This is a genomic window from Kitasatospora sp. NPDC059646 (genome assembly GCF_042734615.1).
In the GTDB taxonomy this organism is placed as follows: Bacteria; Actinomycetota; Actinomycetes; order Streptomycetales; family Streptomycetaceae; genus Kitasatospora.
On record NZ_JBHWDS010000041.1, the window covers coordinates 13,902 to 35,352 of the forward strand.

Here is a 21,451-nt window from a genome sequence, read left to right on the forward strand (position 1 = left end):
GGAAGGTTCTCACGCCGGGAAGACGCCGTCGACAGTCAGTTCGTCGTAGCCGGGCCAACGGACCGTCATGCGGTCCCCGAGCAGCTCGGCCCGGCCCAGGACCGGGGTGACCTTGCGGTCCGCGGCGGCGGCCAGCGCATCGGCGGCGGCCCGCACCGGGGCCAGTTCGCGCAGCACCGTGACGGTCGGCGGCATCATGCCGAGCCGGCCCTCGTGGAAGCCGGCCACCGCGTCGGCGGGCGTCATCCAGGCGACCCGGTCGGCCTCGCCGACGGTGTCCGCGGCGGCCTGGCCGGTGGGCAGCGCGGCGACGAAGAACCAGGTGTCGAAGCGGCGTTCCTCGAACTCGGGGGTGACCCAGCGGGCCCAGGCGGCCAAGAGGTCGCTGCGCAGCACCAGCCGGCGGTGCGTCAGGAACTCGGCCAGGGACAGCTCGTGGGACTCCAGCGCGGCCCGCTCGGCCGCCCAGTCGCCGGGTTCGACCAGCGTGCGGTCGTCGGGGCCGGCCAGCAGCACGCCGGCCTCCTCGAAGGTCTCCCGGACGGCGGCGCAGACCACGGCGCAGGCGCTCGGCTCGTCCACGCCCAGGCGCTCGGCCCACTCCTCGGTGGACGGGCCGGCCCACGGCGGGCGCACCTCGCGGTCGCGGGGGTCGACTCCGCCGCCGGGGTAGGCGTACATGCCGCCGGCGAAGGCCATCGTGGTCCGCCGGCGCAGCAGGTACGCCTCGGGGCCGGCGGCGCCGTCGCGCAGCAGCACGACGGTGGCGGCGGGCCGGGGCGCGGCGGGGGTGAGTTCCCCCGCGGCCAGGGCGCGGATTCGGGCGGGCCAGGACGGCGGCATCTCGGGCATGTTCACGGATGTTAACCGCCGCCGCTCCGCGCCGGAACCACCTCCCGGGCAGCACGAAGGGCCCGCCGCCGCGGTCGCGGCGACGGGCCCCGGGGGCGCCGCGTCAGTCGCGGACGCGGACCATCAGCTCGACCTCGACCGGCGCGTCCAGCGGCAGGACCGCGACGCCGACGGCGCTGCGGGCGTGCACGCCGTTCTCGCCGAAGACCTCGCCCAGCAGTTCGCTGGTGCCGTTGACGACGCCGGGCTGGCCGGTGAAGTCGGGGGCGGAGGCGACGAAGCCGACCACCTTGACGACCTGCTCGACCTTGTCGAGGTCGCCGACCACGGACTTGATCGCGGCCAGCGCGTTCAGCGCGCAGATCCGGGCGAGGTCCTTGGCCTCGTCCGCGGTGACCTCGGCGCCGACCTTGCCGGTCAGCTGGAGCTTCCCGCCGACCATCGGCAGCTGCCCGGAGGTCATCACGTAGTGGCCGGTGCGCAGTGCGGGGACGTACGCGGCGACCGGGGCCGCCACCTCGGGCAGGGTCAGCCCGAGCTCGGCGAGCTTCTGCTCGACCTGGCCCATGACTACTCCTTCTCCCGCTTCAGGTACGCGACCAGCTGCTCCGGGTTCGGCCCGGGGACGACCTGGACGAGCTCCCAGCCGTCCTGGCCCCAGGTGTCGAGGATCTGCTTGGTGGCGTGCACGAGCAGCGGCACGGTGACGTATTCCCACTTGGTCATGGGGTGACTCTAGCCGCCCCGGCCGGTGTGAGGTGGGACACAAAGGGGGCATCATTCGCCGGAGCGACCGGGATGCTCCCGTCATCCGGAGCGCTCGCTCGTTACCCTCGCGGTGAGGGATGCCCGCGGGGATCCCGGCAGGAGGAGTGCCCCGGCAGTGCTCCTGCAGGCAGCAGCAGGCAGCGACGGACGGAGAGCGGGCGTGGCGGGCAGCAGCGGTACGGCGGGGCCGGCCGGGCAGGCGTCGCCGCGGGAGCCGGACTGGGAGGGCGTCAGGCTGCACGTGGTCAGCGGCAAGGGCGGCACCGGCAAGACCACCCTGGCCGCGGCCCTGGCGCTGGCGCTGGCCGCCGACGGCAGGCGCACCCTGCTGATCGAGGTGGAGGGCCGGCAGGGCATCGCCGAGCTGTTCCAGATCGCCGCGCTGCCGTACGAGGAGCGCCGGGTGGCGACCGTGACGCCCGCTCAGCTCGGGCTGCCGGGCACCGGGCACGGCGAGGTGCACGCGCTGGCGATCGACACCGAGCAGGCGCTGCTGGAGTACCTGGAGATGTTCTACAAGCTGGGCCGGGCCGGGAAGGCCCTGCAGAAGGTCGGCTTCGTGGACTTCGCCACCACCATCGCCCCCGGCGTGCGCGACGTGCTGCTCACCGGCAAGGCCTGCGAGGCGTCCCGCCGCAAGGGCCCGGACGGCCGGCTGCGCTACGACGCGGTGGTGATGGACGCCCCGCCGACCGGCCGGCTCACCCGCTTCCTGAACGTCAACTCCGAGGTGGCGGGCCTGGCCAGGTTCGGCCCGATCCACACCCAGGCGCAGGCCGTGATGCGGGTGCTGCGCTCCCCGGAGACGGCCGTGCACTTCACGACGCTGCTGGAGGAGATGCCGGTGCAGGAGACGGTGGACGGCATCGCCGACCTGCGCGAGGCCGGGCTGCCGGTCGGCGGCGTCCTGGTGAACATGGTGCGCCCGCCGATACTGGACGCGGCGGCGGTGGCGGCCGCCGACGGCGACCACCGCGAGGACGTGGCGCTGGCCCTCGGCGAGGCCGGCCTCGGCGGGCGCTCGCGCAAGCCCGAGACCGTGCGGGCCGCCGTGGAGCCGCTCCTCGACCCGCTGCTGGAGCAGGCCCGGGAGCACGCCGAGCGGGTCGAACTGGAACGCACCCAGCGTGTCGACCTCCAGCAGCTGCGGCTTCCCACCTACGAGTTGCCGCTGCTCGGCGAGGGCGTGGAGCTGGCCGGCCTGTACCGGCTGGCGGGCGAACTGAAGCGGCAGGGGGCGGCATGACCGGGCTGGACATCGACACCCTGATCGACGACCCGGCGACCCGGATCCTGGTCTGCTGCGGCTCCGGCGGCGTCGGCAAGACCACCACCGCGGCGGCGATCGGCCTGCGTGCCGCCGAACGCGGCCGCCGCGTCGTGGTGCTGACCATCGACCCGGCCCGCCGGCTCGCCCAGTCGATGGGCCTGACCGAGCTCGACAACACCCCGCGGATCGTCAAGGGCACCCGCGGGGAGGGCGAACTCCAGGCGATGATGCTGGACATGAAGCGGACCTTCGACGAGGTCGTGCTCGCCCACGCCGAACCCGACCGGGCCAAGGCGATCATGGAGAACCCGTTCTACCAGTCGCTGTCGGCCGGTTTCGCCGGCACCCAGGAGTACATGGCGATGGAGAAGCTCGGGCAGCTCCGCGCCGAGGACCGCTGGGACCTGATCGTCGTCGACACGCCGCCGTCCCGCTCCGCGCTGGACTTCCTGGACGCGCCGAGCCGTCTCGGCTCCTTCCTGGACGGCAAGGTGATCCGGCTGCTCACCGCCCCCGCCAAGGTCGGCGGCCGGTCGGCGATGAAGTTCCTGAACGTCGGCATGGGGCTGATCACCGGCACCCTCGGCAAGATCTTCGGCGCTCAACTCCTCACCGACGTGCAGACGTTCGTCTCCGCGATGGACTCGATGTTCGGCGGCTTCCGGGAACGCGCCGACCGCACCTACCAGCTGCTCAAGGCCGAGGGCACCGCGTTCCTGGTGGTCGCCGCGCCCGAGCGGGACGCACTGCGCGAGGCTGCGTACTTCGTCGACCGGCTCGCCGCCGACGCCATGCCGCTGGCCGGCCTGGTGCTCAACCGGGTGCACACCTCCGGCGCCCCGCAGCTCACCGCCGAACGCGCGCTGGCCGCCGCCGAGGCCCTGGAGGAGAACGGCACCGCCGCCGCCACCGCCGAGGCCGAGACCCTGGCCGCCGGACTGCTGCGGCTGCACGCCGAACGCATGCAGGTCATGGCGCGGGAGCGCCGCACCCGCGACCGCTTCGCGTCGGTCTACCCGGACGTGCCGATCGTCGAGGTGGCGGCCCTGCCCGGAGACGTCCACGACCTGGACGGACTGCGGGCCATCGGCGAACGCCTCGGCTCCCCCGCCGAGTGAGCCGACAGCCCACCGCACCAACCCGCCTGACGGTTCGTCATCCCGCCCGACGGCAATCGCCCGGCCCGCGTGACACCGGCGACGGCAGTCGCCCCGCCCGCGGAGAACCGGCCGTCCGGGCGCCGGGTGCCCGGACGGATCAGCCCGCCTGCGCGTAGTCCCGCAGGACCACTCCGGTGGCCAGCGACTCCTCGTACTCGGTGCGCGCGGTCTCCAGCAGCCTGCGCCAGGACCCCACCGTCGGGCGCCGGCGCAGCAGCGCGCGACGCTCGCGTTCCGTCATTCCGCCCCAGACGCCGAACTCGACACGGTTGTCGAGTGCGTCCGCGAGGCACTCGGTGCGCACGGGGCACCCGCTGCACACCGCCTTGGCGCGGTTCTGCGCCGCCCCCTGCACGAACAGTTCATCCGGATCGCTCGTGCGGCACGCGGCCTGCGCGCTCCAGTCGTCCACCCAGCCCATTCCGGCGCCGTCCTCTCCCGATTCGGGGCTCCCCCACGGCGGCAACGGCATATTCACCGTTGCCAGTTGAGGACGTTACGGAAGAACGACACAACGCAACAGCCCCTGTCGGCCCAATCTCGAATGACCCGATCGGACTATGGGTGTCCGACAGCTCACTCGTTGGAGTGATTGCAGGTCGCGGGGCTTGCCGGGGTCGTTTGGGGCGTTTTCGTCACGGTGCGCGACAGTCGCCCGCCGTGCAGCGTCCCGAATTCGGTGCAGATTGCCGCGAATCGGACAAAGCTCATCACTCACAAGAGTGATGATGATGAACGGAGCGAAGCTGTCGCAGTTCTGTGACAAGCGTAGGCGAACACCTGCCCCCCTGTACGGGATTCCGCAACGTAGGGTTCTCCCCATGGCACCTACGCGATCCACGGGCTCCGCACTGGACAAGGCAGGGCTCGGCGTCAAGTTCCTGGGCAGCGCCGTGCTCGCCGGCATCCTGGTCGCCGGAATGGCCCTGCCGGCCGTCGGCGCGTTCGGTCTGACCGCCAAGGACACCGCCGAGTCGTTCGACAACATCCCGGACGACTTCAAGACGCCGACCCTCTCGCAGGCGTCGATGATCTACGACGCCAAGGGCGGCCTGATCGCCAAGGTGTACGACCGCGACCGCACCATCCTCACCGCCGACCAGATGGCCCCGGTGATGCGCCACGCCCAGGTCGACATCGAGGACGCCCGCTTCTACGAGCACGGCGCCGTCGACCTCAAGGGCGTGCTGCGCGCGGCCACCAAGAACGCCGAGTCCGGCACCACCGCCCAGGGCGCCTCGACACTCACCCAGCAGTACGTGAAGAACGTCTTCGTCGAGCAGGCCGGCGACGACCAGCAGGCGTTCCTGGAAGCCACCAAGAAGAGCATGGGTCGCAAGATCCAGGAGCTCAAGTACGCCATCAAGCTGGAGGAGGACCTGAGCAAGGATCAGATCCTCACCAACTACCTGAACATCACGTTCTACGGCCACCAGGCGTACGGCATCGAGGCCGCCTCCAACCGCTACTTCAGCAAGAGCGCCAAGGACCTCACCATCCCCGAGGCCGCGATGCTGGCCGGCCTGGTGCAGAACCCCTCGGCCTACGACCCGATCACCCACCCGCAGGCGGCGCAGACCCGCCGCAACACGGTGATCAACAAGCTGCTGGAGTTCAAGCACATCTCGCCGGACGAGGCGAAGGCCGCGCTCGCCGCCCCGCTCGGCATCAAGTACTCCGAGCCGCAGAACGGCTGCATCACCGCGCAGAACGGCATGGGCTTCTTCTGCGACTACGTGCGCCACGTGATCAAGCAGGACCCGGTGTTCGGGAAGACCGCCGCCGAACGGCAGAAGGTCTGGTCGCAGGGTGGTCTGAAGATCAACACCACCATCGACCCGGACAAGCAGAAGGACATGTACAACGCGGTCACCAAGAAGGTCCACGTGACCGACAAGGTGTCCGCCGCCGGCACCATGGTCAAGCCCGGCACCGGCGAGATCCTCGCGATGGCCCAGACCCGCCCGTACGGCCTGGACGAGTCCAAGAAGCAGACCGTCCTCAACCTGAACGTCGGCTCCGCCATGGGCGGCGGCAACGGCTTCTCCCCCGGCTCGACCTTCAAGCCGATCCTGGCCGCGGCCGCCCTGGAGAACGGGGTGCCGATCACCCAGGAGCTCTCCTCGCCGCCCAAGATGGAGTACCCCAGCGTCTCCACCTGCCAGGGCATGTGGAAGGACGCCGGCAAGCCCACCGTGCAGAACGAGTCGGCCCAGGAAGTCGGCCCGTACAGCATGCAGATCGCCATGCAGAAGTCGGTCAACACCTACTTCGTGCAGCTGGAGCAGCAGACCGGCCTCTGCCCGATGAAGCAGATGGCCGACAAGCTCGGCGTCGGCACCCTGGCCAACGGCAAGGCGCTGCAGGAGGTCCCCTCCATGGTGCTCGGCACCCAGGAGGTCAGCCCGCTGCAGATGGCCTCGGTCTACGCCTCCTTCGCCGCGCGCGGCGTGTACTGCTCCCCGGTCGCGCTGACCTCCGTGATCGGCACCGACGGCAAGAAGCTCGACGTGCCGAAGGCCAACTGCAACCAGGCGATGTCCCAGTCCACCGCGGACGGCGTCAACACCCTGCTGCTCGGCGTGACCGAGAAGGGCACCGGTTCCTCCCTCGGCCTCGACGACGGCCGCCCGATCGCCGGCAAGACCGGTACCACCGACGAGCGGTACGCGGCCTGGTTCACCGGCTACACCCCCGAACTCGCCACCTCGGTCTGGCTCGGCGGCGTCGGCGGCAACGTCTCGATGAAGAACATCACCATCGGCGGCAAGTACTTCCCCTCCGTCTACGGCGCCGACGGCCCCGGCCCGATCTGGCAGATGGCCATGAACGACGCCCTGGACGGCACCCCGGTGACCCGCTTCCAGACCGTCGACATCCCGGCCCAGCAGCAGCCCACCACCCCGCCGGCCACCGACCCGAGCACCCCGTCCGGCGACAACGCCCAGGGCGGCACCAACGGCTGGCCCGCCGGCGGCCTCACCAACGGCGGCATCTCCTGGCCGCCGCCCAACCCCGGCGGCGGCAACTCCGGCAAGCCCGGCCACCGCTAGGCCCGCTGCCCGACCCCGGTCGCTCCCGTCCAGACAGAAAAGAAGCCGCCCGCCCGGAGATCTCCTCCGGGCGGGCGGCTTCGTCGGTTCGCCACCGGTCCGGAGTTCCCCTCCGGGGACGGGCGGCTTCGTCGGTCACCGGCCGCGGTCGCGGCCCTTCCGCAGGCTTGCTCAGCCGGCCAGGGCGGCCTTCACCGCCGCGGCCACCCGGCCGCCCTCCGCCTTGCCCTCGACCTGCGGACGCACCAGCTTCATCACGGCGCCCATGCCCTGCGGGCCGCTCGCCCCGGACTCCGCCACCGCGGCGGCCACGATCCCGGCCAGCTCCTCGTCCGTGAGCTGCTTCGGCAGGTAGGCCTCCAGCACCTCGCCCTCGGCCCGCTCGCGCGCCGCCTGCTCGGTACGACCGGCGCCCTCGAACGCGTCCGCGGCCTCCCGCCGCTTCTTCGCCTCCTTGCCGATCACCTGCAGCACCTCGGCGTCGGACAGCTCGCGCTTCTGCTTGCCCGCCACCTCCGCACCCGTCACCGAGGCCAGCGTCAGCCGGAGAGTGGACGAGCGCAGCTCGTCCCGTGCCTTGATGGCAGCCGTCAGGTCCTCGTGCAGCTGCTCCTTGAGCGTCGTCATGCCGCCGATTCTGACACCTGTCCCGGCCCGACGCCGCCCCTTTACCTGCCGGTTCGTGCTGACGGCCCGTCATCCTCCGTCGACCCCCGGGCGCTTGCCCGGCTTTTCGAACGGTCTGCGACCATGGACCGATGCGACCGCTGTACTCCGTCCCGCTCGGTGTCGCCGCCACCGGCGCCGCCTGTCTCGTCTACGCCGCCGGGTACGAGGTCCGCTCGTTCCGGCTGCGCCGCGTCGAGGTCCCGGTCCTGCCCGCCGGCGCGCGGCCGATCCGGATCCTCCAGGTGTCCGACATCCACATGGTCACCGGACAGGCCAAGAAGCAGCGCTGGCTGCAGAGCCTCGCCGGGCTCCGGCCCGACCTGGTCGTCAACACCGGCGACAACCTCTCCGACCCGCTCGGCGTGCCCGCCACGCTGGACGCGCTCGGCCCGCTGATGGACTTCCCCGGCGTCTACGTCTTCGGCTCCAACGACTACTACGGGCCCGCCCGCAAATCGCCCACCCGCTACCTCAAGGCCCTCCGCAGCGGCGTCCACGGCCTCAACAACCCGGACGGCACCGGCCGGCGCGGCATCACCGGCGCCGTCCACAACCCGTGGCAGAAACTCCGCGACGGCTTCGACGCGGCCGGCTGGCTCGACCTCACCAACACCCGCGGCCACCTCTCCGTCGCCGGCCTCGACATCGAGTTCACCGGCCTCGACGACCCGCACATCCGCCGCGACGACTACAGCGCGGTGGCCGGCGGCCCCTCCCCCGACGCCGACCTCTCCCTCGCCGTCGTCCACGCCCCCTACCTGCGCGTCCTCGACGCCTTCACCGCCGACGGCTACCCCCTGATCCTCGCCGGCCACACCCACGGCGGCCAGCTCTGCATCCCCTTCTACGGCGCCCTGGTCACCAACTGCGACCTCGACACCGACCGGGTCAAGGGCCTCTCCACCCACACCGCCGCCGGCCGCCGCTCCCACCTCCACGTCTCCGCCGGCTGCGGCACCAACCGCTACACCCCCGTCCGCTTCGCCTGCCCTCCCGAAGCCACCCTCCTCACCCTCACCCCCGCCCCTCGCTGACCAGCCCCTAAACCGGATTTCGTCTCTGGCCCCACCTCCTGTAGAGTTCTACTCGTTGCGCCGGACACGGAAGGCAACAAAGCAGGACCGGGGTATAGCGCAGCTTGGTAGCGCGCTTCGTTCGGGACGAAGAGGCCGTGGGTTCAAATCCCGCTACCCCGACTTCGTAAGTGCAGGTCAGGGCCGGTGTTCCTCAGGGAACACCGGCCCTGCTTGTCTCTCCCAGCCCTCTCGGGAGAATCCTGGGAGAAATCTGCCGGAGAACCGTCGCCCCCGCCCTACTCCTGAGGCTCCCTCAGCAGTGCGTCGAGGACGGCCACGGGCGAGCCCGGTGCCATCCGCCGGCGGGTGTCGAGGGCGGCGATCCACATCTGAGTCAGGCCGTCCATCAGGTCCCGGCGCATCTCCGGCGTGATGTGCGAGTAGCGGGCCTGGACCGACCCGTCCTCGTGCCCCATCCGCTCGTCCTTGAGCTTCGCGGGTGTCCGCAGCTCGTCCATCATCGTCTTGTGCGAGTGCCGCAGCCCGTGGGGCGTGAGGCCGCGCGCGATCGGCAGCCAGCACGCCTGAGCGCGTCCCGCGGCTCCCCTGCCCCGGGCGGGGACGCCGGGCCAGGGTTCGGCCAGCACCGGCACCGGACGCGCCTCCTCCGGGGCCTTCTTCGGATACCAGCCGGTGGCCGCCGGGTGGAACAGCCACGTGGCGAACCCGTTTCGCCGCCAGTGCGCCGCGCTCTCGCCGCTCGTCTGCCAGCGGACGTAGCCGAGGTCGGCCATCGCCTTCTCCACCCGCACGCGGGTGGACTCGGCCACCATCTCCGGGCGGTTGAGCACGTTGGACACGGTGCCGGTCGAGACGCCGGCCGCGCGGGCGACGTCGGACAGCTTCGCCCCGGGCCGCTGGGCCGCGCCGTTCGCGGCGCCGTGCCCGCTGAACAGGTAGTTCAGGCCGTGGCACTCGCACGGCGTCCGCTTGGCCCGCGCCGCCTGCCCCGCCAGCAGGGCCGACAAGAACTCGGGCGAGTCGATCGTCCGGTAGGAGTCGTCCTTGGGCGGGCAGCGGTGCAGTTCTCCCGTGTCCAGTTCATAGAGCTGCCACTCCACCCGGACGCTTGCCGGGCGGACGAACGCGCTCTCCAGGCCGACGATCTCGCCCCACCGCATGCCGGTGAAGCCCTTGAGGACGACGGCGACGAACTCGTCGTCCCGGCCGGACAGCAGCGCCGCCCGCTCGGCGATCAGCAGGACGCCGAGCGCGTTCGTCACCACCTTCTCGGGGCCGCGGTTCCGGGAGCGTCCGGCCCGCTTGCCCCGACCGCGCCGGCGGGTGGCCGGGTTGGAGTCGCGCAGCCCGTCGTCCACGGCGTCGGCGAGGATCAGGTGCAGGGTGCCGCGCCAGGTCTTGATGCTGCTCGCCGCGTAGCCGCGTTCGCGCTCCTTGCGCTCCCAGGCGTCGATCGCGCCCTTGGTGATCTCGCTGATCAGGGCGTCCTCGAACTCGGGGAGCAAGTGTTCCTCGATGTGGCGGCGGTAGTTCTGCATGGTCGAGGCCGCCAAGTCCTGCTCCTCGTACCAGGCGCTCGCGTACTCGCCGAAGCTCATCTGCTCCGGCTCCGGAGCGGCGGGCGGCTGAGCCGCAGCCTTGGCGGCTTCGTCCTCGGCGATTCCGGCGGCCTTCTCGGCGGCACGCTTGGTCTTGTAGCGAACTGCCTTGCCGTGGGCGTCGAGCACGGTCCCGTACTTCCCGGGCGCGATCTTGTACCGGGCGCGCCAGTAGTCGCCCCGGTTTTCGCCGTATCCCAATGTGGTCCTTCGGAGAACGAGCCCCGTCCGACTCCACGGCCGGACGGGGCGGTGACGCGTGATCAGGCAGCTTCCTGCTGCTGGTGTGCGGCCCGGCGCGGGATCCGGGACCGGAGCCGTGCCGTCGGTCGGCCGGACCGCCGGCTGCGGTCCTGCTTCTCGGGCTCGCGGACGCCGGCGGCGCGCGGCTTCGGTACGGCCGCGATGGCCGGCCGCTCCTCGTAGAGCCGGACGATCTCGGTGACCTGTTCGGCCGTGAAACGGTAGGCCCGTCCCGGCTTCGTGAAGGGGATGCGACCGCGCCGGGCCTGTTCCTTCACCCACCACTCGGACTTCCCGAGAGCCTTGGCGACGTCGGCCGGCTGAAAGAGCGTCGGCAGCGCGCCTCGTTCCTGACGCATGGAACCCTCCGGGTCTCGCGGGGCCAGGCTTGGGCCCCTCCTTCTCAGGGATCCGCTACTGCCGCTACTGCCGCTACCTCCCTGGTCAGGGGCATGTTTTTGGTAGCGGATTGGGTAGCGGTAGCGGATTGGCGCCGCTCCCGGGCGGGTTCCGGGAGCGGCCGGGTAGTTCAGGGTGCGGTGGCGCTGTGGGTGGCGGGTAGCGGATCCGTATCCGCTACCTCGGTCGTATCCGCTACCGGAAACAGGGCCCTGACCTGCGCGGTAGCGGCAGTAGCGGCAGTAGCGGCTTCCTGGGACGGGGGCGGGCAGTAGCGCAGCCAGGCGTCGGCGAGGTCGGCGGCGTAGTAGCCCTTGGCGCTGGACTTCGGGCCGGTCTTGATGTTGCGGGGCTTGATGGGGTCGTTGTCGGCGGTGACGTAGTCGCCGAGCATGCGGGCGAGGGCGCGGGCGGTGATGGGCTTGCCGTCGAGGTCGGCCCACGGGGCGTCGTCCAGCTCGGCGAGCTTGCTGAGCAGGTCGGAGGTGAGCATGCGCTCGGCCCCGTTGAACAGGTCGCGCAGGTCGGTGAGGAGGCGGATCCCGACGCTGCCCTTGTCGTTTGCCTTGGCGGCGTTGACGAGCTGGACGCAGGCGGCGCGGGCGCGCTCGGGCCAGCGCCCGCCGGCGGCGTCGGCGACGGCGAGGAGGGGTTCCCACACGTCGGCGGGGCGGTCGCTGATGCCGTCGGGGAGTTCGGGCCAGACGTCGTTGAGCGAGTCGCGGACGGTGTCGGCCCAGGCGGCGAGGCGCTTGCGCAGGGCGTGGCCCTGGGCTGCGTGGATGCGCTCGCGGAACGGCTCGGTCTTCTCGTTGGGGGCGCGGCGGCGCATCCGGATGATGACGGAGCGGCTCATGATGGTGTCGGGGAGGTCGCCGAGTCCGCCCATGGCGAGGGCGGCGTAGACGGGGAAGGGCTGGACGGTCTGGGTGTTGCCGTCGCCGACGCAGCGCAGGACGACGCCGGATCGACGGTGGCCGGAGTTGATGAGGCCGCGCAGGTCCTCATTGCCGGCGGCCTTGGGCCCGAAGGTGGTGTCGATCTCGTCGAACAGGACGGTGGGTCGGGCCTCGGGGTCGCAGACGGAGCGGAACAGCGCGGCCGGCGAGACGTCCGTGGTGAGGATCGGGCGCGGGGTGAGAGTCTCGATGATCTCCAGGGCGCGGGTCTTGCCGGATCCGGGCTCGGGGCTCAGGAAGGCGATGCGGGGGGTGGACTCGAAGCAGTCGAGGAGGTGGGTGTGGGCGTCCCACAGGACGACGGCGACGTAGGCGGCCTCGCTGGGGAAGACGTTGAAGCGGCGGTGGTGGGCTTCGACGGCGTCGAGGAGGGCCGCGCCGTCCTCGGCCTCAGGGGTAGTGCGCGGCGGGGCGTGTTCGGTCATTCGGGGGTGCTCCTGGTTCTCTCGGGCGGGCCGTCGAGGTCTAACCAGCCTGGCCGGTGGGCGCGTTGGAGGCGGTGGTGAGCTGTACGCAGGCGGCGCGGGCGCGCTCGGGCCAGTGCCCGCCGGCGGCGTCGGCGACGGCAAGAAGGGGCTCCCACACGTCGGCGGGGCGGTCGTTGATGCCGTCGGGCAGCTCGGGCCAGACGTCCAGCTCGTCACGGACGGAGTCGGCCCAGGTGGCGAGGCGGTCGCGCAGCGCGTGGCCGTCGGCGCGGCGGGGGTTGTAGTCGGCGACGGAGGCACCTGACGCGCGGCGCATCCTGATGACGACGGAGCGGCTCATGACGGCGTTGGGCAGGTCGTTGGTGCTGGCGATGGCCAGCGCGAAGTAGACGGGGAGAGCCTGGACTTCCTGGGTGTGGTCGCGGCCGGTGCAGCGCAGGACCGTGCCGGTGCGGCGGTGGCCGGCGTTGATGAGCCCGCGCAGTTCCTCGCTCGCGGTGGTCCTGGAGCGCGCGAGGTTGTTGATGTCGTCGAGCAGCACCGTGGGGCGGACCCCCGGGCCGGAGACCGCGCGGACCAGGGTCGCGGAACTGCCGCCGGACGCGGCGTGTGCGCGGGGTGCGAGGTCCCCGGTGACCGCGAGCGCGCGGGTCTTGCCGGATCCGGGCTCCGAGAGGAACGCCAGACGCGGCGTGGACTCGAACGCGTCGAGCAGGTGGGTGTGGGCGACCCAGAGGGTCACGGCCACGGCCGCGGCGTCATCGGGGAAGGCGATGAAGCGGCGGTGGTGGGCTTCGACGGCGTCGAGGAGGGCGGCGCCATCCTCGGGCGCGGGCCGGTGGTGCTGGGGGTGGCTCTTAAGGGGGGAGCCGGGGAGGCTGGTCATGCGGCTTCTCCTCGCGGGTTGTTGGCGATGGACCAGCCGAGGGCGCTGGTGATGGTGGCGGCGGCGTCACGGGCGGGCAGGCCGCATGCCTCTCCCGCTCCCTTAAGAGCGTCTTCGACCTCGGTCCGGGTGAGGCGGCCGTCGGCGACGAGGCGGCCCAGGGCACGCGCGGCGCGGGTGAGCGTCCAGTTCCGGGTGCCTTCGGCCGCGCCGGCGACGTTGGCGGTCTCGTTGCGCAAGGCCGCCGCCGCGTACGCGGAGCCGTTGCGGGCGCGGATGGTGACGGCGGGTCGGACGGCCGCCATGCGGGCGGGTGCGAGGAGCCGGGCGATCCACGGGGGCAGCGGCGCCGGGGCGGCGTCGTGCTCGACGGTGTAGGCCCGCCCGCCGATGGCGGAGCCGGGGGCGACGACGTAGCCGCCGGCGGCGCGGGTGTCGATCTTCCATCCGAGCCCGCTACCGTGCTCGCCGCTGGTGTTGCGCAGGACCGTTCCGGCGGGGGCGGTGAAGTACAGGTGGGTCCCGCCGGAGGCCGTCCGCACCGTGAACGTGCCGGTGGGGTAGGGCTGCTGGTGCTGCTCGCACAGCGCGGCGAGCACGTCCGCGCCGTCAGTGACGCCCTGCTCGGCCCACCGCTCGGGCGCAGTGTCGCCCGGGTGCTTGGGCACGTCCAGGTCGATCACGAGCAGCCGGGCGGGGCCGGTTGCCAGCCCGATGTTGTACGGGCCGTGCCCCCACGCCCGCCGGACCGCGTCCGGATCGGTGGTGGCCCGCTGCTCCCATCCGGCGTGGCCGTCGGTGCAGGGGCCGGTGCGGGGGCAGCGGCTGGTGTGGTGGAGGGCGGGGCGCTTGTCGCCGGGGCGCAGGGGGAAGACCGGCCAGCCTCGCTGGGCGGCGTCCAGGGCGGCGGCGAGCAGGTCGGGTCGTGCGGTCAAAGGGATTCCCTTCCGGGCCGTCCGTCCGCCCCTCGGCACGGGGCGGACGGGCGGCGGGTCAGAGGTCGAAGAGGGTGTCCGGCTCGGCCGGGGCGGCGGCCCGTGCGGTCTTGCGGGCGGCGGCGAGGCCGGCGTCGTGGCAGGCGGGGCACCAGGCGGCGAGGGCCTGCTTGGGCAGGGCGGCGATGCGGTGCGGGGGCAGCAGCAGGCTGGCCGGGTCGGCGGGGGCGGCCAGGAGGCGGACGGTGCCGCCGCCGTGGTGCTGCTGGTAGCCGCCGTGCTCGCGCCCGCAGCGGCCGCCGTCCTTGGCGTGCGACTTCCCGCAGGCCCCGCGGCACTGGCACCGGCCGGCGGCGGCCCGGACGACGGCCTGCCACAGGTCCGCGCCGACCAGCGGGGGGATTCGGGTGCTCATGCCGCCGCCCTGTCGACCTGGTTGTCGGGGATGGTGTCGGCGGTGGCGCGGTCGAGGAGCAGGCGCAGGGCGTGTTCGGCCTGGGCGGGCAGGACGCCGTTGCCGAGGGCCTTGAGCTGTGCGGTGCGGGTCAGGGCGGGGACGGCGGTGACGTGCCCGGCCGGCAGGCCCATGAGCCATTCCACGAAGGCGGGGCTCAGGCGTCCGGCAGCGTCAACTGGCCCGGGAGCGGGCCGCCCCGTCGCCGCTTCCCACCGGCGGATCGCGTCGGCGTAGGGGCCCCAGACGCCAGCGGCGCGATCGCTCCGGCCAGGGTCGGGATGCCCCGGCCGAAGGCCGGACTCGTCCGTTCCCCGTCCGCGACGGTCGGGGTGGGCAGCAGCGGCAGCACTACCTCCGACAGCGGCGGCCTGAAGCCCTCCGACGCCCGGCGTCCCGGAGTTCCGGTGTCGCTGGCCCTGGGGGTGGGCAGCAGCGAGACGACGTTCGGCAAGCCGTCCCCGAAGTCGCAGGCCCTGGGGGTGTGCGGGCCAGGCGAGGAGGAAGACACGCTCGCGCTGGTGGGCGGCGCCGACGTCGGACGCTCGGACACTGACCCATTCCGCATCGAACCCGAGGCCGGCCAGGTCCGCGAGAACGGTTCCGAGTGCCCGCACAGCACGTTCACGGTCCCCGTCTCCCAGACACCACGGGCAGGGTTCCACGTCGCCGTCGGCACGGGCGGAGCGAAGTCCTTGGACATTCTCGATCACCACCAGAGAGGGATTCAGTTCGCGGACAGCGCGGGCGACTTCGCGCCACAGGCCGGACCGGGTGCCCTCCGCCAGGCCCGCGCGCAGGCCGGCGGAGGACACGTCCTGGCACGGGAACCCGGCCGTCAGCACATCGACCGGGGCGACGTCGGCCCAGGAGACGGCGGTGATGTCGCCGAGGTTCGGCACGCCGGGGCAGCGGTGGGCGAGGATCGCGGACGCGCCCAGGTCGATGTCCGCCACCCACGCCAACTCCCCGCCCAACACCGCCTGGACGGCCATGTCGAGACCGCCGTAGCCGGTGCACACCGACCCGATCCTCGGCCCCTGAGCGGCGCTCACGAGTCGGCTCCGGTGAGGTCGTTGACGAGGTGAGCGTGGCCGTTGGTCCAGCGCGCGAGCGCGGCGACGGCGAGCTTGGCCTGCCGGGTCATCATCCGGCCGGGCTCGGCGGCGGTGGGGGTGCCGAGGATGTAGTCAGGGACGGGGAGCAGGAGAGTGGCTTTGGCGAGCAGGGCGGGCCGGCCGGTGGGGCGGGGTTCGGCGAGGGCGGCGAAGCCGTCGGCAGTGGCCCACACATTGCGCTGCCAGTCCGCGAGGCGGTGGTCGGGCTGGGCGGCGAGCTGGTGGTGCCGCAGCGGGACGTCGATGCGGACCGCGACCTGGTCCAGATCCTCGCGGTGCGGCACGAGGGTGACGGCGTGCAGGTCGGGGCGGAAGCGGACGTAGCCGGGGGACATGACCGGGGCGGTGGCGATGCGCCAGACCGCGAACGCGAAGTCCCGGGCGCTGAGCGGCCGGCCGTCGTCGTGGAGCCGGTGGGCGTTGAGGGCGAGGTAGGAGCCGAAGCGGGAGTGGTCGTCGGAGGCATCGCGCCGGTCGGCGACGTCGTCGGCGATGACGAGCGTGGAGCGTGTGAAGTCGGGCATGCTGTGTCCTGGTTCGTCTCGTACGAAACCGTGGGCCCCGCAACAGCCGTCGCTCTGCCAAGACCTGGCGGCTGTTGCGGGGTTTTGTGGTTCCGGGGGCGGACTGTCCGTCCCCCGCACCGCCCACCAACCGCTTAGAAGGCGGGTGTTGGGCGGAACGGCGGTCGGCACAGGCCGGTTCAGCGGTTGCGGTTCGACACGTTGACGTGGACGTTCACGGCTCCGCCACGTCCGCCGCCGGCACCGGTTCCGCCGTTCTTGAGGAGCCAGACGACGGCGAGGATGCCGAGGAGGAAGCCGAGGCCGGTGGTGGCGGCGGCGAGGGTCTGGAGGAGGAAGCCCAGGCCGAGGCCGCCGGCGCCGACGCCGATCCCGCCGGCGAGGAGGCGGGCGGGCCACGGGTCACGGCCGGCGGCCTCGGACTGGGCCGGGAGGTAGGCGGCGGCCGGGTGCTGGGGGAGGGGGACCGGGTGGTGGGTGACGGGCTGGTAGAGGGCGAGGGGGGCAGTCTGCGGCGGGGCGGCGTAGTAGGGGGTGCCGTCCGGGGTGTGGAGCACGGGGGCGGCGGGCTGCGCGTAGGGGGTGTGGTTCACGGTGCTCTCCTCGGTCGGCGGGGCGGGGGTTCAGTGGATAGCTGCGAGGGCGTGGGCGAGGGCGGTCAGGGCGCTGTTGACGGGGCCGGCGAGGCCGGTGGAGGCGGCGGTGAAGCCGGACAGCCACACGAGGACGGCGGAGCCGGTGGAGACGCGCTGGGCGCGGATGAGGATGACGGTGATCGCGCCGAGGACGAGCGCGGAGGAGGCGGTGAAGACCAACGAAGGTGCCTTTCGGGCGGGAGCGGGAGGGGGTGTCAGAGGTGTCAGGTGGTGGGGTGCCAGAAGCGTCAGGAGGGGTGTCAGACGCGTCTGACACCCCTCGCGCGCACGCGTCACCTGGGGAAAAGGGCCTTCTGGCGTCAGAGGTGTCTGACGCGTCTGACGCGTCAGATGCCGTCAGGCGGCGATCGCCTGGAGGGGGACGATCTCGTAGCGGCCGGTCTCGTCGGTCTCGCGCAGGCGGCCGTCGGCGACCATCGCAGCGACCTCTCCGGACACCCAGGAGCGGGAGCGGTTGAACCGGTCGCAGTACTCCATGAAGTCCGCGGGGCCGACGACGGTGCGGCCCTCGTCCTCGAACGCGTCGAGGAGTTCGATCATGATGCGCTGGGCCTCGTTCTTGCCGACCCGGGTGCGCGGCGGGATCCGGGGCGGGGCGATCTCCACCACGTCTTCGACGTCCGGGAGTTCGGCTTCGGGGTCGATCCAGCCGTCGCCGTCGTCCTCGGCCGTCTCGCTGTCGGGGTTGAGGTCGTAGTCGAAGTCGCCGTGCATGTCGGCCTCCTGGTCGTAGACGCCCGTCTCGTCCGGGTCGGCGTCGAGGGCGGGCAGCGGGTAGCGGGTGCGGCCGGTGAAGGCCGGGCCGACGGCGTTCGCGGCGGCCTTGGCAGTGACGGAGTCGCACTGGGCGCGGACGCCGGCGAACGCGGCGACGGCCCACTCGGTGTCGCCGACCGGGGTGAGGTAGGCGCGGGCGGGGGTGGCCCAGAACGTCTCGGGGATGCCGTTGGCGGCGAGGTAGCAGTAGCCGGGCTTCTTGTCCTTCCACGCGTGCGGCGCCGCGCCGGCGTCGAGGGCGTCCTCGGGAAGCGCGAATCCGGCGTCGCGCTCGTCGCGCAGGCCGAAGACCAGCGAGCTGCCGAGGCTGGCGCGGGTGTCGGTGGAGATCTGCGAGCCGGACGCGCGCTGGAGGGAGATGACCAGGGACATGCCGGCGGAGCGGGCTTCCTGGGCGATGCCGGTGAAGACGTCGTCATCGGTCTCGCGGATGGTCTTGGCGGCCTCCTCGAACCAGGCGAGCAGGTAGGGCATGCCCGGGGAGCCGTCGGCCTGGGTCTCGGCGCAGGCGGGTTCCCACTGCTTGTAGCCGTACTTGGCCAGCCAGGAGGTGCGGGCGGGGATGGCGGCGCGCAGGGCGGTGATCATCGCCTTGGTGTCGTCCATGGTGAGGGCTGCCCAGTCGAGGGCGGGCAGCAGCGGGCCGAGGGTCTGCTCGGCCTTGGCCGGATCCGACGCCCACACGATGACGTCGCGCCGGGTGATGGCCTCGGTCAGGATGGTGATGCCGCCCTCGGACTTGCCGGAGCCGGTCATTCCCATGACCAGCAGGTGCATGGCGTTGCGGTGCGCGGCCGGGTCGCCGGGGAAGAACGCGGCGAGGTGCGCGCCGTCCTCGTAGATGCCGAGGTGGATCGGGTCGGCGATCGACCCGCCCGGGTGCGAGGGGCCGGGGTAGCGGGCTCCGGCCTTGAGGAGGTCGTTGGGGACGACGGTGAGGGTGGCGCGGGAGGAGTCGTCGGCGTCCGGCGTCATCCGCACGGCGTTCTTGGCGACCTTGAGCGCGCCCGCCAGGCGCGGCAGGGCCTTCGACACGTCGTCCGGCGTCAACTCCCCGCCCGGGAGCTGGAGTTCGAAGCTGGCCTTGTTGGGCTGGACGGTGGCGGAGGTGACCATGGTCTTGGCGAGGCCGACCTTCTCCAGCAGCCCCTTGTCAGCGCTGTTGGCGGTGCCCTCGGGGTTGATCCGCAGGATCTGGCGGGCGTTCCAGGACACGGCGACGGTCGGCAGGGTGAGGAAGAACAGGCTGGGCAGCGGGCCGGCCGTCGGTCCGGCGAGGGCGGCGGCGGTGAACCACGTCGAGCCGAGGACGACGGTGATCGCGGAGTGCAGGCGGCGCTGGGCGCTGGTGGCCTTGCCCGCCCACCAGGTGACGCCGCTCAGGCCGACGGAGGCGAGGGTCAGTCCGACGCCGCCGCCGGCGGAGTTGCCCCACATGGCGTGGGCGGGGAACGACAGCATGCCGACGCCGGCGCCGAGCAGCCACGGCGGCAGGTAGGGCTTGACGCGGTGGAACAGGTAGTCGATGGGGCCGCCGGCGTGCTGGTTGGCGTCCAGTGTCAGGGTCGAGGCGGCGGCTTCGGGGTGCGCGGCAGCGTGGCGGGGCACGGCTTCCTCCGTGAACAGGCTTGGCGGGGAGCGGAGTTGGGCCGGGCCGGGGCGGTCGCGGGGCACACGTCACCCGGTCGCGGCCGGGTGACGGGCACATCGCCCGCCCCGGCCGGGGCGGGAAGGTCAGCCGCCGAAGTCGAACTTGCGGCGGGGCTGGCGCGGCTTGGCGACGCGGGAGATCTCCGGGTCGTACTCGCGCTGGAACGCGGCGTAGGTGCGGGCCATCTCGGCGGCGCAGTCCTTGGCGTCGTCGGCGGCCTTGCCCAGGTGCTTGGCGACGCGGCGGGCCCGGGCCTGCGACCCGAACGGCCGGCCCTCGGGGTCGGGGACCTCCTTCAGCACGGCGCGCAGGATCTCGTGGGCCATCGACAGCTCGAAGGAGAGCTGCATCAGCAGGGACCGGCCGCGCTCGCAGTAGGCGCGAACGTCCGCGTTGGTGAAGAACTCCGGGTCGCCGAGCGGCGAGTAGTTCGCCCGCCCGCCCGCACTCTGACCGCCGCCGGACGGCTGGCCGATCCCGCCGCCCTGCGCGCCGCCGCCGGCGTTGCCGCGGCCGGCACCGCCGCCGTTGGCGGTGTTCGGGCTGTAGTGGAAGTGGTAGCTCTTCCCACCACCGCCACCACCGCCGGTGCTGGGGCGGGTCTGGGCCTTGGAGGTCTGCTGGGCGCCGGTGCGGCGCGGCGGCGGGAACGGGTTGCCGCTGCTGTAGGGGGTGCTCATCTGCGGTTCCTCCTAGGTCAGTTCTGGGCGGTCGGGTCGGCGGCCGGGGCGGGGGTTGGCGTCTTGGTGCGGCGGTAGGACCAGGCGGCCTGCGCGGCGGCGGTGCCGACCGCCCACAGCACGGTCAGCACGCGGCCGGGCCCGAACCAGGTCGCGGCGGCCGACCACGCCAGCACGCCGGCGGTGACGGCGATCGAGGGGAACTGGTCACGGGCGGTGCGGCGCACCGACCAGCGCGGGTGGCGGCGGCCGATGAGCGCCCATCCGGCGGGCAGCAGCAGCGCCGGCAGGGCGAGGGCGAGGGCCGCGCCGGGCAGCACGAGCGACAGCACGGCGGCGGCAACGAAGAGGCCGACCCCCGCCCACAGCGGTGCCCACGCGAAGCGGCGCTCCCACAGCTCGCGGGCGGCGGCGAGCGCCAACCGGCTGGCCAGCGAGCGGCGGTGGGGCATCACGAGGACGACCGGCGCGCTGCCGCCGCCGAGGTCGAGGACGTGGGCGGCCGGGCCGCCGCGCTGGGAGGGAATGCGGGCCTTGGACATGCGGACCTTGGACACGCCGACCCCTTTCAGGTCGTCTGGGCGGTCGAGGAACGGGACTCCCACTGCTGCTGGAGCTCGACGAAGCGCGTCCAGGTGGACGTGCCCGTCTCGCACGGCAGGTCGTTCTCGCAGTTGAGGCAGTCGCCCATGTGCTCGACGGCGGCCTTGAAGGCGTGCATGTAGTCGATGAACAGCTGGTCGGTGGGGCGGGCGGACGGCATGGGGGCTCCTTCAGCGCTCCACGACCGGCTTGGCCAGGTCGCGGTGCTCCAGGTGGACGGGGATGCCGGTCTTGCCGAGCCGGTCGGCGAGGGCCATGGCGACGGTGGCGGCGCGGTGCCGGCCGCCCGCGCAGCCGACGGCGACGGTCAGCGGCGCGTCGACGGCGACGGTCAGCGGCGCGTCGACGGGGCCGACGTCGTAGGCGTCCACGAGCAGGCTCGCGGCGCAGATCAGCTCGCGGACGCCGGGCGTGGCCAGGACGGCCTGACGGACCGGCAGGTCGTTGGCGTCCATGTAGCGCAGGGCGGGTGACACGTGCGGGTCGCGGAAGTGCTTGGTCAGGTTCAGCACCAGGTGCGCGGGCGGCGGGTCGCCGTGCAGGTAGCCGAACGAGACGACGTTGATCGCGGACGCGCCCATGATCAGATCTCCTCGCAGCGGTCGCTGTAGCAGTCGCCGCACAGCGGGATCAGCCACACCTCGTCGTTGACGTCCGCCGCGTACGGGTCGGCGACGACCTCGACGTCCGGCTTGGCGATGTTGCAGAAGTGGCACTTCATGCGTGTTTCT

25 protein-coding genes and 1 tRNA gene are annotated in these 21,451 nt (G+C 72.6%); 5 read left to right on the forward strand and 21 right to left on the reverse strand.

The annotated features are described in order from the left end of the window. Positions 1 to 9: 9 nt before the first annotated feature. The 3 genes from ACFV1L_RS25520 to ACFV1L_RS25530 all read right to left on the reverse strand — a co-directional run bounded on the left by ACFV1L_RS25520 (position 10) and on the right by ACFV1L_RS25530 (position 1,578). Entirely contained in the window at positions 10 to 852 is an 843-nt protein-coding gene (locus tag ACFV1L_RS25520) for an NUDIX hydrolase (protein WP_380369703.1), read from the reverse strand. A gap of 103 nt (positions 853 to 955) precedes the next feature. Beyond that, positions 956 to 1,420 (reverse strand): RidA family protein, encoded by a 465-nt coding sequence (locus tag ACFV1L_RS25525; RefSeq protein ID WP_380369706.1) that lies wholly within the window; start codon positions 1,418 to 1,420, stop codon positions 956 to 958. Positions 1,421 to 1,422: 2 nt separating this feature from the next. After that, positions 1,423 to 1,578 carry a DUF4177 domain-containing protein gene (locus tag ACFV1L_RS25530; RefSeq protein WP_014136749.1) on the reverse strand — a complete coding sequence of 52 codons (156 nt, stop codon included), beginning with the start codon at positions 1,576 to 1,578 and terminating at the stop codon, positions 1,423 to 1,425. A gap of 277 nt (positions 1,579 to 1,855) precedes the next feature. Between ACFV1L_RS25530 and ACFV1L_RS25535 the strand changes: the two genes are divergently transcribed. Together ACFV1L_RS25535 and ACFV1L_RS25540 are read left to right on the forward strand one after the other, a co-directional pair. Continuing rightward, positions 1,856 to 2,866 (forward strand): ArsA-related P-loop ATPase, encoded by a 1,011-nt coding sequence (locus tag ACFV1L_RS25535; RefSeq protein WP_380369843.1) that lies wholly within the window; start codon positions 1,856 to 1,858, stop codon positions 2,864 to 2,866. Next, positions 2,863 to 4,008 (forward strand): ArsA family ATPase, encoded by a 1,146-nt coding sequence (locus tag ACFV1L_RS25540; protein WP_380369709.1) that lies wholly within the window; start codon positions 2,863 to 2,865, stop codon positions 4,006 to 4,008. The genes ACFV1L_RS25535 and ACFV1L_RS25540 overlap by 4 nt, the downstream gene beginning before the upstream one ends. Positions 4,009 to 4,147: 139 nt before the next feature. Here the strand turns inward: ACFV1L_RS25540 and ACFV1L_RS25545 are convergent, their stop codons facing one another. Continuing rightward, positions 4,148 to 4,471, reverse strand: a complete 324-nt coding sequence (locus ACFV1L_RS25545) for a WhiB family transcriptional regulator (protein ID WP_035864045.1) — start codon at positions 4,469 to 4,471, stop codon at positions 4,148 to 4,150. A gap of 400 nt (positions 4,472 to 4,871) precedes the next feature. Here ACFV1L_RS25545 and ACFV1L_RS25550 point away from each other — a divergent pair, with 400 nt between their 5' ends. Then, the gene (locus ACFV1L_RS25550) at positions 4,872 to 7,103 is read left to right on the forward strand and encodes a transglycosylase domain-containing protein (protein WP_380369712.1); all 2,232 of its coding nucleotides are present in this window, start codon (positions 4,872 to 4,874) and stop codon (positions 7,101 to 7,103) included. A 171-nt stretch (positions 7,104 to 7,274) separates the two neighbouring features. On the opposite strand, the gene ACFV1L_RS25555 is transcribed toward ACFV1L_RS25550, so the two are convergent. Beyond that, positions 7,275 to 7,730, reverse strand: coding sequence for a GatB/YqeY domain-containing protein (locus ACFV1L_RS25555; protein ID WP_380369715.1), 456 nt, complete (start codon positions 7,728 to 7,730; stop codon positions 7,275 to 7,277). 131 nt (positions 7,731 to 7,861) lie between these two features. Here ACFV1L_RS25555 and ACFV1L_RS25560 point away from each other — a divergent pair, with 131 nt between their 5' ends. Together ACFV1L_RS25560 and ACFV1L_RS25565 are read left to right on the forward strand one after the other, a co-directional pair. After that, on the forward strand, positions 7,862 to 8,806 hold the full coding sequence (locus ACFV1L_RS25560) for a metallophosphoesterase (RefSeq protein ID WP_380369717.1): 945 nt from the start codon (positions 7,862 to 7,864) through the stop codon (positions 8,804 to 8,806). Positions 8,807 to 8,894: 88 nt separating this feature from the next. Next, positions 8,895 to 8,968: transfer RNA gene (locus tag ACFV1L_RS25565), tRNA-Pro, on the forward strand. A 116-nt stretch (positions 8,969 to 9,084) separates the two neighbouring features. Here ACFV1L_RS25565 and ACFV1L_RS25570 read toward each other — a convergent pair. The 16 genes from ACFV1L_RS25570 to ACFV1L_RS25645 all read right to left on the reverse strand — a co-directional run bounded on the left by ACFV1L_RS25570 (position 9,085) and on the right by ACFV1L_RS25645 (position 21,441). Then, the gene (locus tag ACFV1L_RS25570; protein WP_380369719.1) at positions 9,085 to 10,608 is read right to left on the reverse strand and encodes a tyrosine-type recombinase/integrase; all 1,524 of its coding nucleotides are present in this window, start codon (positions 10,606 to 10,608) and stop codon (positions 9,085 to 9,087) included. A gap of 62 nt (positions 10,609 to 10,670) precedes the next feature. Next, a complete protein-coding gene (locus ACFV1L_RS25575; protein ID WP_380369720.1) occupies positions 10,671 to 11,009 on the reverse strand; it encodes a helix-turn-helix domain-containing protein in 339 nt (112 codons plus the stop codon). A gap of 170 nt (positions 11,010 to 11,179) precedes the next feature. Continuing rightward, positions 11,180 to 12,433, reverse strand: coding sequence for a DUF3631 domain-containing protein (locus tag ACFV1L_RS25580; RefSeq protein ID WP_380369722.1), 1,254 nt, complete (start codon positions 12,431 to 12,433; stop codon positions 11,180 to 11,182). 40 nt (positions 12,434 to 12,473) lie between these two features. Next, positions 12,474 to 13,322 carry a DUF3631 domain-containing protein gene (locus ACFV1L_RS25585; RefSeq protein ID WP_380369725.1) on the reverse strand — a complete coding sequence of 283 codons (849 nt, stop codon included), beginning with the start codon at positions 13,320 to 13,322 and terminating at the stop codon, positions 12,474 to 12,476. After that, positions 13,319 to 14,263, reverse strand: a complete 945-nt coding sequence (locus ACFV1L_RS25590; RefSeq protein WP_380369846.1) for a bifunctional DNA primase/polymerase — start codon at positions 14,261 to 14,263, stop codon at positions 13,319 to 13,321. The genes ACFV1L_RS25585 and ACFV1L_RS25590 overlap by 4 nt, the downstream gene beginning before the upstream one ends. Before the next feature lie 52 nt (positions 14,264 to 14,315). Continuing rightward, positions 14,316 to 14,672, reverse strand: a complete 357-nt coding sequence (locus ACFV1L_RS25595; RefSeq protein WP_380369726.1) for a hypothetical protein — start codon at positions 14,670 to 14,672, stop codon at positions 14,316 to 14,318. Then, positions 14,669 to 15,766 (reverse strand): DNA cytosine methyltransferase, encoded by a 1,098-nt coding sequence (locus tag ACFV1L_RS25600; RefSeq protein ID WP_380369729.1) that lies wholly within the window; start codon positions 15,764 to 15,766, stop codon positions 14,669 to 14,671. Before ACFV1L_RS25600 ends, ACFV1L_RS25595 begins: the two co-directional genes overlap by 4 nt. Further along, positions 15,763 to 16,353, reverse strand: coding sequence for a hypothetical protein (locus ACFV1L_RS25605; RefSeq protein ID WP_380369730.1), 591 nt, complete (start codon positions 16,351 to 16,353; stop codon positions 15,763 to 15,765). The genes ACFV1L_RS25600 and ACFV1L_RS25605 overlap by 4 nt, the downstream gene beginning before the upstream one ends. Before the next feature lie 179 nt (positions 16,354 to 16,532). Beyond that, positions 16,533 to 16,946 carry a hypothetical protein gene (locus ACFV1L_RS25610; protein WP_380369733.1) on the reverse strand — a complete coding sequence of 138 codons (414 nt, stop codon included), beginning with the start codon at positions 16,944 to 16,946 and terminating at the stop codon, positions 16,533 to 16,535. A 30-nt stretch (positions 16,947 to 16,976) separates the two neighbouring features. Continuing rightward, positions 16,977 to 17,168 carry a hypothetical protein gene (locus ACFV1L_RS25615; RefSeq protein ID WP_380369735.1) on the reverse strand — a complete coding sequence of 64 codons (192 nt, stop codon included), beginning with the start codon at positions 17,166 to 17,168 and terminating at the stop codon, positions 16,977 to 16,979. A 177-nt stretch (positions 17,169 to 17,345) separates the two neighbouring features. Continuing rightward, positions 17,346 to 19,394: a plasmid transfer protein TraB gene (gene traB / locus ACFV1L_RS25620; protein WP_380369737.1), complete on the reverse strand. Its 2,049-nt coding sequence runs from the start codon at positions 19,392 to 19,394 to the stop codon at positions 17,346 to 17,348. Between the two features lie 126 nt (positions 19,395 to 19,520). Beyond that, a complete protein-coding gene (traA, locus tag ACFV1L_RS25625; RefSeq protein WP_380369739.1) occupies positions 19,521 to 20,117 on the reverse strand; it encodes a plasmid transfer protein TraA in 597 nt (198 codons plus the stop codon). A gap of 17 nt (positions 20,118 to 20,134) precedes the next feature. Next, complete coding sequence (locus ACFV1L_RS25630; RefSeq protein ID WP_380369742.1) at positions 20,135 to 20,674, reverse strand: hypothetical protein; 540 nt, start codon at positions 20,672 to 20,674, stop codon at positions 20,135 to 20,137. 11 nt (positions 20,675 to 20,685) lie between these two features. Then, positions 20,686 to 20,880, reverse strand: coding sequence for a hypothetical protein (locus ACFV1L_RS25635; RefSeq protein ID WP_380369745.1), 195 nt, complete (start codon positions 20,878 to 20,880; stop codon positions 20,686 to 20,688). A 10-nt stretch (positions 20,881 to 20,890) separates the two neighbouring features. Further along, positions 20,891 to 21,301: an ATPase gene (locus ACFV1L_RS25640; RefSeq protein ID WP_380369747.1), complete on the reverse strand. Its 411-nt coding sequence runs from the start codon at positions 21,299 to 21,301 to the stop codon at positions 20,891 to 20,893. A gap of 2 nt (positions 21,302 to 21,303) precedes the next feature. Continuing rightward, positions 21,304 to 21,441, reverse strand: coding sequence for a hypothetical protein (locus tag ACFV1L_RS25645; RefSeq protein ID WP_380369750.1), 138 nt, complete (start codon positions 21,439 to 21,441; stop codon positions 21,304 to 21,306). Between the last annotated feature and the right edge of the window lie 10 nt (positions 21,442 to 21,451).

What these genes read in the sequence shown, in the direction of transcription:
- ACFV1L_RS25530 (WP_014136749.1), bottom strand. Translation starts at nt 1,578, where the DNA reads ATGACCAAGTGGGAATACGTCACCGTGCCGCTGCTCGTGCACGCCACC.
- ACFV1L_RS25635 (WP_380369745.1), bottom strand. Translation starts at nt 20,880, where the DNA reads ATGCCGTCCGCCCGCCCCACCGACCAGCTGTTCATCGACTACATGCAC.
- ACFV1L_RS25555 (WP_380369715.1), bottom strand. Translation starts at nt 7,730, where the DNA reads ATGACGACGCTCAAGGAGCAGCTGCACGAGGACCTGACGGCTGCCATC.
- ACFV1L_RS25640 (WP_380369747.1), bottom strand. Translation starts at nt 21,301, where the DNA reads ATGGGCGCGTCCGCGATCAACGTCGTCTCGTTCGGCTACCTGCACGGC.
- ACFV1L_RS25525 (WP_380369706.1), bottom strand. Translation starts at nt 1,420, where the DNA reads ATGGGCCAGGTCGAGCAGAAGCTCGCCGAGCTCGGGCTGACCCTGCCC.
- ACFV1L_RS25550 (WP_380369712.1), top strand. Translation starts at nt 4,872, where the DNA reads ATGGCACCTACGCGATCCACGGGCTCCGCACTGGACAAGGCAGGGCTC.
- ACFV1L_RS25540 (WP_380369709.1), top strand. Translation starts at nt 2,863, where the DNA reads ATGACCGGGCTGGACATCGACACCCTGATCGACGACCCGGCGACCCGG.
- ACFV1L_RS25595 (WP_380369726.1), bottom strand. Translation starts at nt 14,672, where the DNA reads ATGAGCACCCGAATCCCCCCGCTGGTCGGCGCGGACCTGTGGCAGGCC.
- ACFV1L_RS25545 (WP_035864045.1), bottom strand. Translation starts at nt 4,471, where the DNA reads ATGGGCTGGGTGGACGACTGGAGCGCGCAGGCCGCGTGCCGCACGAGC.
- ACFV1L_RS25560 (WP_380369717.1), top strand. Translation starts at nt 7,862, where the DNA reads ATGCGACCGCTGTACTCCGTCCCGCTCGGTGTCGCCGCCACCGGCGCC.
- traA (WP_380369739.1), bottom strand. Translation starts at nt 20,117, where the DNA reads ATGAGCACCCCCTACAGCAGCGGCAACCCGTTCCCGCCGCCGCGCCGC.
- ACFV1L_RS25645 (WP_380369750.1), bottom strand. Translation starts at nt 21,441, where the DNA reads ATGAAGTGCCACTTCTGCAACATCGCCAAGCCGGACGTCGAGGTCGTC.
- ACFV1L_RS25585 (WP_380369725.1), bottom strand. Translation starts at nt 13,322, where the DNA reads ATGACCAGCCTCCCCGGCTCCCCCCTTAAGAGCCACCCCCAGCACCAC.
- ACFV1L_RS25580 (WP_380369722.1), bottom strand. Translation starts at nt 12,433, where the DNA reads ATGACCGAACACGCCCCGCCGCGCACTACCCCTGAGGCCGAGGACGGC.
- ACFV1L_RS25575 (WP_380369720.1), bottom strand. Translation starts at nt 11,009, where the DNA reads ATGCGTCAGGAACGAGGCGCGCTGCCGACGCTCTTTCAGCCGGCCGAC.
- ACFV1L_RS25605 (WP_380369730.1), bottom strand. Translation starts at nt 16,353, where the DNA reads ATGCCCGACTTCACACGCTCCACGCTCGTCATCGCCGACGACGTCGCC.
- ACFV1L_RS25520 (WP_380369703.1), bottom strand. Translation starts at nt 852, where the DNA reads ATGCCCGAGATGCCGCCGTCCTGGCCCGCCCGAATCCGCGCCCTGGCC.